Source organism: Paenibacillus sp. FSL R5-0914, assembly GCF_038004525.1.
In the GTDB taxonomy this organism is placed as follows: domain Bacteria; phylum Bacillota; class Bacilli; order Paenibacillales; family Paenibacillaceae; genus Paenibacillus_AQ.
In genome coordinates, this window is record NZ_JBBORH010000001.1 from 365,234 (window position 1) to 382,352 (window position 17,119).

Below are 17,119 nucleotides of genomic sequence, written 5' to 3' on the forward strand. Positions count from 1 at the left end.
ACCTCATTTAATTAAAGATCAGACAAGACGAATTACCCGCGCAAAAAAATGGAGGGAAAATAAATGCAACTACAAAAGATTTTTAACACTGAAGCACCCAACCAATCCACACGCATCATCGACGGTGAGTGCTCCGGTATTCTGAACTGGAACGATATCCGCATGCCGCATATGTACAAGCTGTACAAGGTGCTGCTGCTGAATCACTGGATCGCGGATGAAATCCCAATGTCCAAAGATGCGCAACAATTCCCTATGCTCGATGCAGAGGAGCAACGCGTATTTAAGATCAACATCTCTCTACTCGCCGTGTTAGACTCGATGCAGACGATGTTCGTAAGCGACGTGAAGCGTTATTTTACTGACTCTTCTCTAGAAGCTATCTCTGCCATTATCGGACAACAAGAAGTGGTGCATAACCAATCCTATTCCTATGTTCTTTCCTCAATCGTGTCGGAAAGTGAGCAGAAAGAAATTTTTGAATATTGGAAAAAAGACCCTGTCCTGCTGGAACGCAATCAGTTTATCTCTGATATTTATCAAGAGTTCCGTGATAACCCTACGAGACAGACCTTTTTCCATGCGCTGGTAGCGGATCTCATCTTGGAAGGAATTTTCTTCTACAGCACCTTCGCCTTCTTCTACAATCTGGCCCGTGACCAGAAGATGATGGCGACCAGCCAAATGATCTCTTATATCCAACGTGACGAGAACCAGCACTGCTATTTCTTCGCAGAAGTATTTAAGCAGCTGCTTGTAGATTTCCCTGAGTTGAACACTAAAGAGAACATGGATTACGTGTATCGTACGATCGACCGCGCGGTAGAGCTTGAAACCAACTGGGCTTACTACACCCTTACTAATGTCCGCGGTATTGATCTTAACGAGCTTAGTGACTACATCAAATATACAGCGAACAAGCGCTTAACCTTGATGGGTATGGAAAAAGCCTACCAAGGCGTTGATGTTAACTGCATGCCTTGGATCAAACCTTTCTCCGATGATGCGCTTAATGCCACCAAAACCGACTTCTTCGAAGCAAAATCCCGTAACTACGGTAAGGTTGGCGACGATAACGGATTCGACGATTTGTAAGACCGGATTATAACGAACCCTATATAAAAAAGAGGCCATTCTCTACTTTCATAGTGAGATGGCCTTTTTGCTATAGCAAAAAGCGTCCCTTCACCCCTTGGATCAGGTATGAATGAGACGCTTATATAGTTGGTATGAATCCATCCGAAACAGAATGCTTGCTACTTAGTCTTAAGCCTTGCGTTCCACACGATGTGTAGTTTCTTCTGCCAGCTCAGCTAAAGCATCATTCAGTCGCAGCTTCAGCTCCTCAGCAAGCTCTACCACTCCGTGATCATTACGAACCACCTGAGAATCCACGGCATACACTCCACCAAGAATGTAGCGTGCACCGAGTACAGACAACACAGGTTTCAAAGCATAATCAATCGTAAGTAGATGTGCAAGACTGCCACCCATGAAGAGCGGGAGTACGATTTTGCCGGCCAATCCCTTTTGTGGAACTAGATCCAAGAAGGTCTTGAGCACGCCTGTATAAGAGGCTTTATAAACCGGGCTAACCACGATTACCGCATCCGCTTCGGCTACAAGGCCGTTCGCTTTGACGATAGAATCACTCTCAAACTTGGTATGAATCAAATCTTCCGCTGGCAGCTCTGCTACGTTAATACGCTCAACCTCAAAGCCCTGATCCGTTAAGCTTGCCTCCGCATACTCTATAACTGCATTGATGCGCGATACCAAGGAAGGCGTTCCGTTAATCACAACAATTTTAGCCACTTCTCCACCTCTTTCATCCTATTAAGCAGCTCACACTGCAAGTATTTATCCCGACAGGAATACTTTAAATTAATATTAATCCTATCGCAGATTAGATATTATTGTCAAACCATAAACGCTTGCGCTCATCCCACTCTTGCGATATACTAAGCAACAATATTAAATCCAACAATCAGGCCAATGATCGGCATCCAACCGTGAGGCGTCTGCGACCGGAGCCTATAATGACTCCCTAAGTTCACCGGGTTTCGCCCGTTACCGCGAAGACCAAAGAGGGTCGAATTCTTTCCTGCTGTTAAGGAGATTCGATCAACCTGGGTGGCACCGCGAGCTGACGCTCCTCGTCCCATGGATGAGGGCGTTTTTTGCGTTTTTTCAAGCATAAATACCTTCGGCGTCCTTATAAGGACGGTAAGTGTTTGTGCGAGAACTAGAAGGATAAAGTGAAGTGTGAAACTTACACTTTCTTATCTTTTAAACAAAAAGGAGCGAGCGAGATGCTGGAAATGAACTGGATCAAGGATAATCAAGAGCTTGTAAGAAACACTGCTACCTGGAAAAGAATCGACTTCCCACTGGATGAATTGCTGGATTGGGATGAGAAGCGCCGGGGCCTGCGACAAGAAACAGAACAAATGAGAGCCGAACGTAATGGGCTAACCAAAGAGGTTGAACGATTATTACGGCAGGGTGACCGCCCTGCTGGAGAGATCGTCAAAGCACAGGTACGAGAACTCAATCATCGGCTGAGCCTGCTGGAAGCAGATCTGAACGAGGCTGAACGCCGCTGTAGAGAGCTCATGCTGCTCGCACCGAATCCGGTGTCGCAGGATACACCCATCGGCCACGATGATAACGATAATGTAGAACTGCGGTTGAACGGAGCGGTGCCGGAATTCGGCTTTGCGCCTCGTGATCATGTGGAGCTAGGTGAACTCCACGATATTATTGATATTCCCCGTGGCGTCAAAGCAGGCGGTCCTCGCAGCTATGTGCTCAAAGGAGCCGGCCTGATGTTACATCTCGCTGTACAAAGACTTGCCCTAGATGTGCTCACTGCACGCGGATTCACCGTGATGGATGTTCCTGTGATTGTCCGCCCTGAAGCGTTGGAGCGAACCGGATTCTTCCCGGGTGGGATGGATCAGACGTACGAGCTCAGCGGAGATAATCGCTGGCTGGTAGGCACATCTGAAGTGTCGCTAGTTTCACTCTACAGTGATGAGATTGTAAAGCTTGACACACCCATGCGACTAGCCGGAATGTCGACTTGCTTCCGCCGTGAAGTTGGATCAGCGGGGCGAGATGTGCGCGGGCTGTACCGCGTACATCAGTTCTCGAAGATTGAGCAAGTCATCTTATGCCGAAATGACGAAGGTGTCTCGGACCATATGCTTCACGAGATCCTCGCGAATGCCGAGCACATTCTTCAGCTCTTAGAGCTCCCCTATCGAGTCATGGCTGTCTGCACAGGGGATATGTCCCTGAAGACGCATAAGCAGTATGACATCGAGACATGGATGCCTAGCAGAGGCGCATACGGTGAGACCCATTCGGCTTCTAATCTACTCGATTTCCAAGCTCGCCGTTCGGGCATCCGTTATCGGGATGCGGACGGTCGCTTACAATACTGCCACACCTTAAATAACACCGCAGTGGCTACGCCAAGAATTCTGATCCCGCTGCTGGAGAATCACCAGCAAGAGGATGGTTCTATCTACATTCCTCAGGCGCTGCGCAAATATATGGACGGATTAGAGCGGCTAGAACTTCCACAACAGTAGTCTGTTTTATCCAAGTAAATTTAAAATAAATAATGCCTATTCACTTCTCAACAAGAAGCTGAATGGGCATTTTTTTGTTCTAAGACCTCCCAAATAGTCGAGCCCAATAACTCCTTCTCTATTGTTATTCAAATGTAAAATTTAACAGAAGTATAGAATACATTTGTTGTAATCCTTTGATAATTCAACTATAAAAATTAATTCATATATGGGACTATTCATCATCCAATAAACACTAGATTTTAAGGATTATTGTATTTATGCACTATTTTCAGCCCCTATTCTTATGCGAAAACAATAACTTTTTATTTTTTTTATTTTAATTTATAGAACCTTTAATTTATATTGATGCAAACCAACCTTTCATTTTACATTTGAATGATAAGATTTAGTAGGTTTCTAATAAAAGATTTGAGGGGAGAATACTTATCCAAATGATTATTTCTTCAAGAGTAAGGAAATGGTGGGCTAGTGGACTGGCAATGTTAATGCTTGTCGGCAGTGTGCTACCAGCTATTCAGACTGCCGAGGCAGCACCGGATAATAGCAATATTGTTATCTCACAAGTCTATGGCGGTGGTGGAAACAGCGGAGCAGAGTTTAAGAATGATTTTATTGAATTATACAATCCTACCAACAAACCAGTAGTCTTGACTGGATGGAAAGTTCGGTATACTTCCGCAACTGGAACCTTTAGCAGCGGAACAGAATTAACAGGAACTATTCCTGCAAATGGATACTACCTCGTCCAAGAGGCTGCAGGAACAGGAGGAACTGCTGCACTACCTACTCCTGATGCCGCAGGTATCCTAGCTATGAGTGGGACAAACGGTAAAGTCGACTTGGTTGACCCATCGAATAATACGATAGATTTAGTTGGCTATGGTACAGCTACAGGTGTTGAGGGAACTCCAACCCCTGCTCTCACCAACGCGACAGCCGCTATTCGTAAAGCCGCAGCTGGTGCACCAGCTGATAGCCGTGGTCTAGATACGGATAACAACGTTGCGGATTTTGTTGTTCAAGCAGCAAGTCCACGCAATAGTAGTTATGGTAAAGCACCAGAGACAGCTAGCTCCGTAGTAGCTTCACCAGCCGCTAATGCCTGGCCGGTAGGCACTGAAATTTCTCTGAACTCTCCGACAGTTGGAGCATCCGTCTATTCAGCTGTTTATGGATCAGGTGGTTCAACTGATTTCCAACCTTACACAGGGCCTATTACCTTAACTGAGGACACTACGATTAAAGCGTATGCTTCAGAATCGAATATGCCAAACAGCGCAATAACGACTTTTGACTACACGATTTTGACCAAAACAGACGTCGCAACAGCACGCCTTGGTAATAAAGGTCAGAATATTTCAACAGAAGGTATCGTAACTCACATTAACGCAGCAAAAATGTATATTCAGGATGGAACCGGCGGGATCGTACTTTATGGATTCCCAGAGTTCGCAAACGTTGGAGATCGTGTTGCAGTTAGTGGCGAGATGGATATCTACAGCAACCTGCAAGAGCTCAAACTCCAAAGCGGACTTCAATACTCTGTCGTTGCGAGTGATGTAGGTGTACCCGCACCTAAATTGATTACAGCAACCGACTTGTCTGCAGCGAACGGAGAAAACCATGAAGCTCAGCTGGTAACTATGAATAATGTCACTATAGATAATGTAAATGGAAATACAGTGACTGCAAGTCAAGGCGGACAACAATTCACAATTTTCTCAACCCTGCCTAAACTAGTAAAGGGTGCAACCTTTGATAGTATCACTGGGGTTATCGAGCAATATAATACAACTTATCAATTCATTCCACTTAACGAAAACGCTTTGGTGGAAGAAACCTTTTCCGTAATGGCGAGCCCTGGTGCAGGTCGCATCATTAAAGGAAGTGCTGTGACCCTATCCAGCCCTACCCTTGGAGCACAAATTCATTACACGACCGATGGAACTGAACCGACAGCAGCAAGCAAGCTTTATTCAGATCCAATTACAGTTAGTAAAGATCTTACCATTAATGCAATTGTCGTAGCAGATGGTAAGACAAGTAAGGTGTATACCTTTGCTTATAAAGCTTCCGATCTCCCTCGTATACATGATATTCAAGGAGAATCTCATGCCTCTGAGTATGTAGGTCAGAACGTTACTGACGTAGAAGGTATCGTTACCCAATACGGATACACATTCGCAACTGGCGCTTATAGAGGTTTCTTTATGCAGGACCCTCAGCCGGACAATAATGTGAACACATCGGAAGGTATTTTCGTTTACAGCACAAATGCATCCCTTAAACCTAAAGTTGGAGATTTAGTGCGCGTTAATGGAGTCGTTTCCGAGTATAACGAAGGAAGTGCGAGCAATCTAACCTCCACTCAAATTAATATGACATCACTAACAGTAGATTCCTCTTCTAGTTATACTGTGCCTGAACCTATCGTACTTGGCAAAGGTGGAAGAGCTATTCCTTCTTCCATCATTGATAATGACAGCATGGCTGATTTTGAACCTAGTGAAGATGCCATAGATTTTTATGAATCGTTAGAAGGTATGCTTGTAAAACTCCCTACCCCTACGATTATTAGTCCTTACTGGACAAGTGGTAGCGGAAATTCCATGCTTTATAACATCCCTACAAGAGTAGAAAATGATACTCCTGATGTCATCACACCAGCTGGTGGACTAGTTCTAAAAGAATATAACCAATTCAATCCTCAGCGCCTTATCATTGCTTATGGAAATCCGGGTCAAGAAGTCATCACCGGAGATAAGTTCGCTGGAGATGTTACAGGGGTCATCGGATACAACAATGGCAATTTCAAAGTAATTCCGGAGAACGGTAAGCTGCCAACCATTACCCCAAGTACTTTTAAACAAGAAACAACTACTCTTGAGGTTAATGAGGACAAGCTATTAATCGCTTCATACAACATTGAGAACTTCTACCCAGGCGTCGGAACAACAAAAATCCAGAAACTTGCCGACTCCATCACGAATAATATGAAAAAGCCTGACATTATCGGCGTGGTCGAAATGCAGGATAGCAATGGTGAAACCAACAATGGAATCACTGAAGCAAGTGCTGACGAACTGATTAAGGCTATTGAAACTGCAGGCGGTCCTGTATATAAATACACAGACATCGCTCCAGTCAACAATCAGGATGGCGGAGCTCCAGGCGGAAACATTCGCGTAGGCTTCTTGTACAATCCAGCAAGAGTACAGCTTGCGGATAGTGTAAACGGTCAAAAAGGTACATCTACGCAATCCGTTGCTTATGATGCAGCGACAGACAAGCTGACTTACAATCCGGGACGAATTGATCCAACGAATGCTGCATTTGCTAGTTCACGTAAACCACTTGCTGCACAATTTATTTTCGGTGGCGAAAAAGTGATCGTGATCGCAAACCATTTCAATTCAAAAGGCGGCGATAATGGTCCTTTCGGGAACGTTCAGCCACCGGTATTGTCCAGTGAAACACAACGTCATAAAATTGCGGCGGTCGTAAACGGATTTGTCAAAGAGGTTCTGACTGCTAATCCTGAAGCCAACGTCGTAGCTCTTGGCGATTTGAATGATTTCCAATTCACTAAAACTGCAACTATTTTAAAAGGTACAGAGCTGGACAATTTGATCGACACATTGCCTTTAAATGAGCAGTATACGTACACCTATGACGGAAACTCTCAAGTACTGGATCATATTCTTGTCAATAAAAATCTAACGGCTTCTTCCAAAGTAGATGTCGTCCATCTAAATGCCGACTTCTCTCCATCGAAAGGTCGGGTATCCGATCATGATGCGGTTGTAGCACAGATTGATTTTAGTACTGCTGAAGATTTTCCATTAACAGTTCTACACACCAACGATACGCATGCAGGATTAGATACTGTAAGCTCACCAAACAACATCTTGCGCCGTGTAACAGCAATCAAAACTGCTAAGGCGACTACAGAAAACCCTATTCTTCTCGATGCGGGTGATGTGTTCTCCGGAACACTCTACTTCAACAAGTATCTGGGTCAAGCAGATCTGGCCTTTATGAATCTGGTCAAATATGACGCTATGACTTTCGGTAATCATGAATTTGATAAAGATTCTGATACGCTTTCCAAATTTATCGGCAACGCTAAGTTCCCTTTTGTCTCATCCAATGTGAATTTCTCTGCAGATGATACGCTAAGCAAAATGTTTACCAATGAAATCGGTCGTTCGGGTAATGCGGCAACCATCTACCCTGCTCTAATCAAAGAAATTGACGGAGAACAGGTTGGTATCATTGGTCTGACGACAGAAGATACTGCCAACATTGCTTCACCAGGTAAAGTAACTTTTGAGAATGCTGTAGTGAAGGCAACAGAAACTGTCGCTATGCTGCAAAAAGAAAAGATTAACAAGATTATTGTTCTCTCACACCTTGGCTACGAAGAGGATCTCAAGTTAGCCAAAGCGGTTAACGGTATTGATATTATTGTCGGTGGTCACAGCCATACGCAATTAGATCAAGCGGTTGTAGATAACAGCGATCCTAATGCACCGAAGCTTATTGTACAAACTGGTGAAAAAGGACTCTTCCTTGGTCAGCTTGAAGTTAAATTTAACAAAGATGGCGTACTGACAGATTGGAAAGACCAATTAATCTCCATCGACGCTAAGAACGGCGCTAACTATGTTATCGCAGAGGATCCTGAAGCTAAAAAGATCCTGGATACCGACTATAAGCCAGGTATTCTAGAACTGAGCAATGAGGTAGTAGGAAACTCAGAGGTTGTTCTAAACGGCGTTCGTGATAATGTTCGTACAAAGGAAACTAACCTTGGTAATCTGATTGCCGATGGTATGCTTTTTGCAGCCAAGAAAGCTGGCACTAATGCGGTAATCGCCCTGCAAAATGGTGGCGGTATTCGCGAATCCATTAATGAAGGACCGATTACACAAGGTGAAGTACTCGGAGTACTTCCTTTCAACAACGATCTGGTTACGATCACTTTGACCGGACAAGAAATTAAGGATGCAATGGAGAATGGGGTTTCCAAAACTCCAGCAGCAGACGGACGTTTCCCGCATGTTGCAGGGTTGAAATTCTATTATGACTCCACGAAGCCTGTGAACGAACGTGTATTACGTATCGAAGTGAAGAACGGAGACAAATACGTTCCTCTAGATCTAAAAGCATCTTATGAAGTAGCTACTAATGCTTTCACAGCTAAAGGTGGAGATTTTTATACTTCCCTTGAGAAGGCCTATAAAGAAGGCCGTGTGAATCTGCTGTACCTGCCGGACTTTGATGTATTTACGAAGTATCTTAAAGAAGTTGGAACTGTCACTGCGAACACTTCCGCTGTTGAGGGCCGGATTGTGGATCTGAAAGGTGCACCACTGCCGGAGACAACTGAAGACTTCCCATTAACAGTTCTACACACCAACGATACGCATGCAGGATTAGATACTGTAAGCTCACCAAACAACATCTTGCGCCGTGTAACAGCAATCAAAACTGCTAAGGCGACTACAGAAAACCCTATTCTTCTCGATGCGGGTGATGTGTTCTCCGGAACACTCTACTTCAACAAGTATCTGGGTCAAGCAGATCTGACCTTTATGAATCTGGTTCAATATGATGCTATGACTTTCGGGAACCATGAATTTGATAAAAATGGTGAAAGTTCTGAAGTGCTTTCCAAATTCATCGGCAACGCTAAGTTCCCTTTTGTCTCATCCAATGTGAATTTCTCTGCAGATGATACGCTAAGCAAAATGTTTACCAATGAAATCGGTCGTTCGGGTAATGCGGCAACCATCTACCCTGCTCTAATCAAAGAAGTTGACGGAGAACAGGTTGGTATCATTGGTCTGACGACAGAAGATACTGCCAACATTGCTTCACCAGGTAAAGTAACTTTTGAGAATGCTGTAGTGAAGGCAACAGAAACTGTCGCTATGCTGCAAAAAGAAAAGATTAACAAGATTATTGTTCTCTCACACCTTGGCTACGAAGAGGATCTCAAGTTAGCCAAAGCGGTTAACGGTATTGATATTATTGTCGGTGGTCACAGCCATACGCAATTAGATCAAGCGGTTGTAGATAACAGCGATCCTAATGCACCGAAGCTTATTGTACAAACTGGTGAAAAAGGACTCTTCCTTGGTCAGCTTGAAGTTAAATTTAACAAAGATGGCGTACTGACAGATTGGAAAGACCAATTAATCTCCATCGACGCTAAGAACGGCGCTAACTATGTTATCGCAGAGGATCCTGAAGCTAAAAAGATCCTGGATACCGACTATAAGCCAGGTATTCTAGAACTGAGCAATGAGGTAGTAGGAAACTCAGAGGTTGTTCTAAACGGCGTTCGTGATAATGTTCGTACAAAGGAAACTAACCTTGGTAATCTGATTGCCGATGGTATGCTTTTTGCAGCCAAGAAAGCTGGCACTAATGCGGTAATCGCCCTGCAAAATGGTGGCGGTATTCGCGAATCCATTAATGAAGGACCCATTACACAAGGTGAAGTACTCGGAGTACTACCATTCAATAACGATCTGGTTACGATCACTTTGACCGGACAAGAAATTAAGGATGCAATGGAGAATGGGGTTTCCAAAACTCCAGCAGCAGACGGACGTTTCCCACACGTTGCAGGGTTGAAATTCTACTATGACTCTACGAAGCCTGTGAACGAACGCGTATTACGTATTGAAGTGAAGAACGGAGATAAATATGTTCCTCTAGATCTAAAAGCATCTTATGAAGTAGCTACTAATGCTTTCACAGCTAAGGGTGGAGATTTCTACACTTCACTTGAAAAGGCCTATAAAGAAGGTCGCGTGAATCTACTGTACCTGCCGGACTTTGATGTATTTACGAAGTATCTTCAGAAGATTGGAAATGTCACTGCGAACACTTCCGCTGTTGAGGGCCGGATTGTGGATCTGAAGGGTGCACCATTGCCGGAGATAACCCCAACACCGGTGCCAACATCACCAACAGTTCCAACATCACCAACAGTTCCAACATCAACAGCAACAGTAGCACCAACACCTACTGCAACAACAGCACCAACGGCTGCACCGCAAGTAACAACAATTGATGCTGCTGATCTGACCAAACAACTTGCTGAACTGCCAACTGGTAAACATGAACTGGTTATTCCGGTTAAAGCGACTACTGGCGGCGCTCAAGTAGAACTCCCAGGCAGTGTGCTTGTAAAACAAGCTGCTGCACAGCCTAACACCATTCTTACCCTTACTACTGATGGCGCTTCGTATTCCTTGCCGCTCAGTGTTGTAAACAGTGTATCGCTTGCCGCTCAATTAGGCACCAGCGACTTTACAATTACAGTATCCATTCTATTAGCGGATTCGAAAACGCTAAGCAGCACAAACCAAGCTATCGCTTCACAGCTAGGTAATGCTACTTTAGCTGCTCCAGTAATCGAATTTAGTGTTTCAGCAGTAGCCGGATCTAAGCGTGTACCGCTGAACAACTTCGGCAGTACTTATGTTAATCGGACGATCAATGTACCTACTTCCTTAAATTCAAATAACGCAACGGCAGTCGTCTTCGATCCTGCTACAGGCAAGATTTCCTTCGTGCCTGCGATATTTGCCCCTAAGGCTAATGGAACAACAGATGTTACGATTAAACGGAACAGCAACAGCTATTACACCGTTGTTAAATCTTCCAAAACGTTCGGAGATATTAGCGGACACTGGGCTAAAGCGTCCATTGATCTGTTAGCTTCCAAACTGATCGTTAGTGGAACCAATAGCGATACATTCTCTCCTTCACAGTCGATCACACGGGCTGAGTTCGCAGCATTAATTACGCGTTCTCTTGGACTTGTGACAACGGGTGGCGAGACAACTTTTAAGGATGTAAATCCAAACGCATGGTATGCTGATGCTATTCGCACTGCTGCAGAAGCCGAATTGATTTCTGGTTATACCGATGGCAGCTTTAAGCCAGGTAGCCCGATCACTCGGCAAGAAATGGCCTCTGTATTAGCTAAAGCCATCAAGTACACGGGCAAAACCTTAAATGCCGATCCTGCAGCACTAGCTAAATTCAGTGACGCAACAAGCATTCCTGCTTGGTCCCAAGCAGCAGTAGCAGAAATCGCTGCTGAGGGCATCATTCAAGGAGCGAAAGACGGTTCCTTTGCTCCACAAAAGCTGGCAACTCGTGCTGAAGCCGTTACGATGCTGGAGAAGACCTTGAAATCTCTTCAGTTCATCAATTAATAAAGGCCCACAGCTCTGAGGACAAAAAGGCGGTTCCTAGGGTGCATAATGCACTCGAGGAACCGCCTCTTTTTCATATAACCTCTAGGATTCCATCCCAGCCTCATTCTCTTCATAATGACTTGTATCCCCGTGCAGCAGGATCTCCGGCACGCCATCCGTAAAATCAATCCTGGATAAGCAGGTTGGATATATGTAAGGCAGATCCCATAGCTTAGGCAACTCTCTGCCCTCAAAATAAGCCATCAAGAGCTTGATCACTACCGTATGCGTTACGATAAGAATCGTCTCACCCTGATGGGCAGTGAGAATTTCCTGAAGCTTCTCCAGTGTTCTTGTCTGCACCTCTGCGAAGGTCTCGCTGCCCTCCACTTTAAACCGGTCGGGTTCCTTCCAGAAATAACGATGCTGGTCTGAATACTGGGCTGCCAGTTCAGCAGAATCTCTACCTTCCCATACGCCCATGCCAATTTCTTTAAATGCATCGGAAATCTTCAGCGGAACATCCCGCTCTCCGCGTATAATTTCAGCTGTACGCAGCGCCCTTGGGCTAGAGCTTGCATAAATGACATCCAGATTTGTAGCCTGCATTCCCCGACTCAACCATTCCGCCTGTTGTACGCCAAGCGTCGTCAGCGCAGAATCCATATGACCTTGCATACGATTCTGCACATTCCATTCTGTCTGTCCATGACGCGTTAGATATATCGTTGTAGTACTCATCCGTTGCCTCTCCTCCTAATCCCAAATCCAGATAGTCTACTTCCTGTTTCGCTCCATCCAGTTCACCGCATAGTCAACAATTTCACGCTGTGGAATCAATTGAGCTGCAGCTGAGGCGATACGACCATTTGTAATGAGCCCTGTCTCTTGCCCGAATTGCTCAGCAAGTTCAACGAAATCGTCAGAGTTCCAATCTAGCTCCTTGAATTCCACCCACTCTCTATGACCATCCACTAGTATAGGTGCCCCGCCAATGACTTCCTTCTTTCCTTCATAGAAGGCCCGGCATTCAGCAAGATGTAATGAAGTATTATTCAGATTTCCAACGCCTAGCAGCAGCACACTTCCCCCCAGATCATAAATACGAGCTAATGGAGAGTCATCCCCCAAACCGTTTTCAAGGGAGTGACCATATATAATCTCATCCCTATGCTTGCCCCAAGCCGCAAATGAATGAATGGGGTGATCGCTGCGCTTTACCTCTTTTTGTCTACGGAAGCAATCCGGAATAACCCCCATTCCCCTCAGTGGGGTCAGGTCTGGATCATAAGCCGGCATCTGCTCACGGATACTTTGCCACCAAGATTCGGGCACCGGTGGGTTACTCCAGCCAGCAGGGTCCGTCAGATCACTAGAATGCGTGGGCATCACAAGTGTACCTGACTCTCCGAGGACCTCCTCAAGCGCCAAAATAACGGCAACCGGGCCACCTGCCACCCATTGGCCTAGTGATTTGAAGGACGAATGCAGTATAATCGTCATCCCCGCCTGTACACCCAGTCGCCGAAAGTCCTCTGCCAACGTCTGAACTGTAATCAAATTGCCTTGAATTTCTTCCACCCTTCATTCCTCCAAACTCTCTTGCTGCTAATCCTAGCAAAGCTTCTCACTGCCATTATATAGGAGGATCACTTCTAACGACACCCTTAACACCCATCAAGGTACAGTACAGCAATGATATTTATACTAAAGCTACTTATCCTGCCGTTTACGAAAAATCTTCAGACAGCATTTTGGCTCTATAATCCCCTGGAGAGATCCCTTCCAACTCTTTGAATACACGGGCAAATTGCTTACTGTTCTCAAAACCTACTTTCTCCGAAACCTCAGCAAGCTTGCCACAGTCTTTCGCTAGCAGTTCTTTAGCATGACGGATGCGTACCCTTTTTAAATAAATGACAAAATTCTCACCAGTATATGCTTTGAAGGCTTCGCTAAAATAAGAATAATTCAAAGAAACATGGTTACTAACCATAGCCATATTTAGTGGACGAGCATAGTTGGCTTCAATATAGTGCAGCGCTTCCTCCATGTCAGCATGCTCCGTATGAGCAGAGCGTACCCCTACAATGTAATTACTCACACTCAGGAGCAAATTCTCAAGCGCACGATAATAATCATGAAAATGACGATAATTGTACATATTGCCCACTGTGCGATACAGCTTCAACACCTCTACCGAGGCCTCGCCATGCACCCGAAATACTTCATCCAGCACCAATTCATTGATATTCTGTCCCACCGACTCCAAATAAGACAGGTCAAGCGCCTTCAAATGCTCAGTCTGAAAAATCACAGCCAGAAGATGCTTCATCTCCTTCTCGCGTTCTGTTCCAAGCATATTGAGCAGCTTGCGAATTTCCTCCTTTGGTAAGGGGGAATTAGACCGTTCTTGACTCACATCCTCGTAATTCAACAAGTTCACTTGAGGATATACAAAAGTATACTGTAATGCCCGACAAGCTTCCTTATAACAGGAACGAAGGTCTGCAAGACTTCCTCCTTCGCTACTTATCCCAATCGACAATCCCATTATTTCTTTGGCTTCAGCTTGTCTGGACAGCTCAATAAAGTCCTGTTTTCTGGTTCCGAGCAATACTAGCTTACCGTCCCAGTCCGTTGTGATTTCCGAAAAACATTTTTCAAGTGGTCCCATCAATCGTTCAACCAGCCCCTGAACATCCCCAGGCTTCATTCTTGTTCCGTCATTACAATAGTAATTCAACACACCTACTGTAAAAGGAACCTCCAAGTCATCTAGGCTCTCCTGCTGCCCTCGCTCCAACTGAACTTCCTGCTGCATAAACAGCTCGCGTAAACGGCTAGAACGCAGCTCTCGGCGAAAACGTTCTGCTTCCTGTTCCTGCTGCCTTGCGCTGAGATTCTGCTCCTCCTGCTCCTTATCTATACACTTCAAGATTTCGAATAATTCATCTCTACGAATCGGTTTAAGTAAATAATCCTTCACGCGATAACGGATCGCACTTTTGGCATATTCAAAATCGTCATACCCGCTTAAAATTAACACTGCCGGACTTTTCTCACCTCCTGTCGCCGAAGACAACCGCTCCAACAACGTAATTCCATCCATTACTGGCATACGAATATCTGTAATAATAATATCTGCACCTTCGGTCTTAAAGATATCTAACCCCTCTGCGCCATTACTCGCCATTGTGATGGTATACACGGACGGAAATTCTCTTTCAATCATAGTTTTGAGACCGTAACGGATATTCTTCTCATCATCAATGATCAGTAGCTTCTTCATAGTTGTTTATCTCCCGTCAAAAGAACTTTCGGCAAGGTCAGACGTACCATTGTCCAACTTCCTGCTTCACTCTGTACTACAAGCCCATATTCATCGCCATAAAAAATTTGCAGACGCTGATGCACATTTCTCAGTCCGATGCCACCTGTTCGGCGGTCAGCCTCCCTCAGTTCAGCAGTGCTCTCACAGCGTTCATCTTTTGCATAAATCGCCTCGTTTAAAGCATGCAGACGCTCTGGTGTCAGCCCCATGCCATTATCACGAAGCTCTATGAAAATATCGCCTTCCGTTTCCGAAATATGAATATGAATGCTCGGGTCCTGTAAATTTTCTTTCTCACCACACCAAGCATGCTTAACACTGTTCTCCACAATAGGCTGCAGTGACATTTTAAGCACCTCCAGCTCCAAATATCGAGGCTCAATATGAAGCACCAGCTTAACCGGATATTCAAAACGAATATTCATCACTTCAATGTAGTTCTCAATATGACGAATTTCATCTCGCAGCTTCACATACTCTCCGGACCATTTGAAATTATAACGCATCATCCCCCCCAGTGAGGTTAATGCATCCGAGATCGTTCGTTGGTTCTCAATTTCAGCCAGCATTTTAATATTTTCCAGCGTATTATACAAAAAATGTGCGTCAATCTGGTTATGCAGCGTACGTAACTCAGCCTCTTTTGACAATGCCTGCTTACTCACTGCTTGAGCCACCAATGTATTGATCGTGTTCATCAGTTTTGAGAAATGATGGGCAAGCTCACCGACTTCCCCTCCACCCCGAATCATAATTCCACTGTAGGCTTCACCTCTGCGCACTTTTTTCATTGTTTCGGTCAATCTACGTAGATTTTTTAGAATAAAGGCATTTGTCACATAAGCAATCAGCGTTAGCAAGGTAATAAACCCGACATTGGCGCCAATGATTAAGTTGCGCGTTCGGGAGATATCCTTCATAACTCCCTCCATGGACACTACATTTAACAAATAAGCATCAATACGTTCTAGCGGAGTGTTAATCAACAAAAACGATCGACCATTCTCCGAGTATTCACTGTCCCATGCTCCAGTTTCCCGAAAATGCTTATACCGTTCTGCAATCATATCGGACATCTTCAGATTATCCTGCAAAAAAGAATGGTCCGGTCTGGTGAAAACCTGCAGCTCACTATCCACAAGGAACATCTGGGTCTGATTATCCCGGACGTCTGTATACGTCTTGGGTGTAAAACGACTCAGCAGCATATCCACCTGCACCATACCGATATGATTGTCTGCTGGACGACTCTTCTCACGCAACAACGAAACCTTTGGCAGACTTTCCGCCGGTGCTTCCAAGTATCTCTGCATCAGATCAGGATCACTTTTCTGAAAAGACCAGTATTCCTGTCCCTTCAATTGAAGCGCTTTCTGAAACCATGGCTTGGAAGAAACCCGCTCTTCCCGAAAGATAATCGGCCAAATTTCATGCACTTTATTGCTTTTCGAATACAGCCTCAAATGCTCAATATTCGGATTATTAAATTGAATACGAGTCATATTCACATAGGCATTTGTATTGAAATTAATCAAATCTACTAGCTGGGGTTCAGTTTCATTCGCAAGGAATTCTTCTACATCGGTATCAGAATAAGCCATCTGCGCCGCACGTTCCATCGCCTCAATTTGATTATAGATATGTAATTTTTCCATTTGCAGCAAATAATCATTTTTCTCGACGGCATCTCTGAGATAGGTGTTATTGATAGACTCATAGAAGTAGACGGATACCAGCAAGCACGGGCCTAAAATAATAAAAACATAGGCTGCAATTAAACGACTCTGGAGAGATCTTCTTCCCCACCAATAACTAAAAGAATGCCATAATGCTCTAGCTCGCTCACGCCTGTTCACACTATACACTTCTGTTCTGTCCACCTCGCTAAATAGTGAATATTTAACCTATTTAATATCTATACCATATTATAGATTGAAAATAACCCAATCGCCCGCATTAGC

At 44.6% G+C, this 17,119-nt stretch carries 8 protein-coding genes; 3 read left to right on the top strand and 5 right to left on the bottom strand.

Annotation, left to right across the window (positions count from 1 at the left end):
• Positions 1-63: 63 nt before the first annotated feature.
• Positions 64-1,095, top strand: a complete 1,032-nt coding sequence (locus tag MKX60_RS01545) for a ribonucleotide-diphosphate reductase subunit beta (protein WP_036682584.1) — start codon at positions 64-66, stop codon at positions 1,093-1,095.
• 171 nt (positions 1,096-1,266) lie between these two features.
• On the opposite strand, the gene ssuE is transcribed toward MKX60_RS01545, so the two are convergent.
• Positions 1,267-1,815, bottom strand: coding sequence for an NADPH-dependent FMN reductase (gene ssuE, locus MKX60_RS01550; RefSeq protein WP_042184465.1), 549 nt, complete (start codon positions 1,813-1,815; stop codon positions 1,267-1,269).
• A 497-nt stretch (positions 1,816-2,312) separates the two neighbouring features.
• On the opposite strand from ssuE, the gene serS reads away from it, so the two are divergent.
• Both serS and MKX60_RS01560 read left to right on the top strand, forming a co-directional pair.
• Positions 2,313-3,599, top strand: a complete 1,287-nt coding sequence (gene serS, locus MKX60_RS01555) for a serine--tRNA ligase (RefSeq protein ID WP_341058944.1) — start codon at positions 2,313-2,315, stop codon at positions 3,597-3,599.
• 434 nt (positions 3,600-4,033) lie between these two features.
• Positions 4,034-11,842, top strand: a complete 7,809-nt coding sequence (locus MKX60_RS01560) for a 5'-nucleotidase C-terminal domain-containing protein (RefSeq protein WP_341058945.1) — start codon at positions 4,034-4,036, stop codon at positions 11,840-11,842.
• Positions 11,843-11,926: 84 nt separating this feature from the next.
• Here the strand turns inward: MKX60_RS01560 and MKX60_RS01565 are convergent, their stop codons facing one another.
• The 4 genes from MKX60_RS01565 to MKX60_RS01580 form a co-directional block, all read right to left on the bottom strand.
• Positions 11,927-12,565 (bottom strand): histidine phosphatase family protein, encoded by a 639-nt coding sequence (locus MKX60_RS01565; protein ID WP_076285207.1) that lies wholly within the window; start codon positions 12,563-12,565, stop codon positions 11,927-11,929.
• A gap of 36 nt (positions 12,566-12,601) precedes the next feature.
• Positions 12,602-13,405, bottom strand: coding sequence for an aminoglycoside N(3)-acetyltransferase (locus MKX60_RS01570; RefSeq protein ID WP_076285206.1), 804 nt, complete (start codon positions 13,403-13,405; stop codon positions 12,602-12,604).
• Between the two features lie 148 nt (positions 13,406-13,553).
• The gene (locus tag MKX60_RS01575) at positions 13,554-15,116 is read right to left on the bottom strand and encodes a response regulator (RefSeq protein ID WP_341058946.1); all 1,563 of its coding nucleotides are present in this window, start codon (positions 15,114-15,116) and stop codon (positions 13,554-13,556) included.
• Positions 15,113-17,014: a cache domain-containing sensor histidine kinase gene (locus MKX60_RS01580; protein WP_341050569.1), complete on the bottom strand. Its 1,902-nt coding sequence runs from the start codon at positions 17,012-17,014 to the stop codon at positions 15,113-15,115. The genes MKX60_RS01575 and MKX60_RS01580 overlap by 4 nt, the downstream gene beginning before the upstream one ends.
• Between the last annotated feature and the right edge of the window lie 105 nt (positions 17,015-17,119).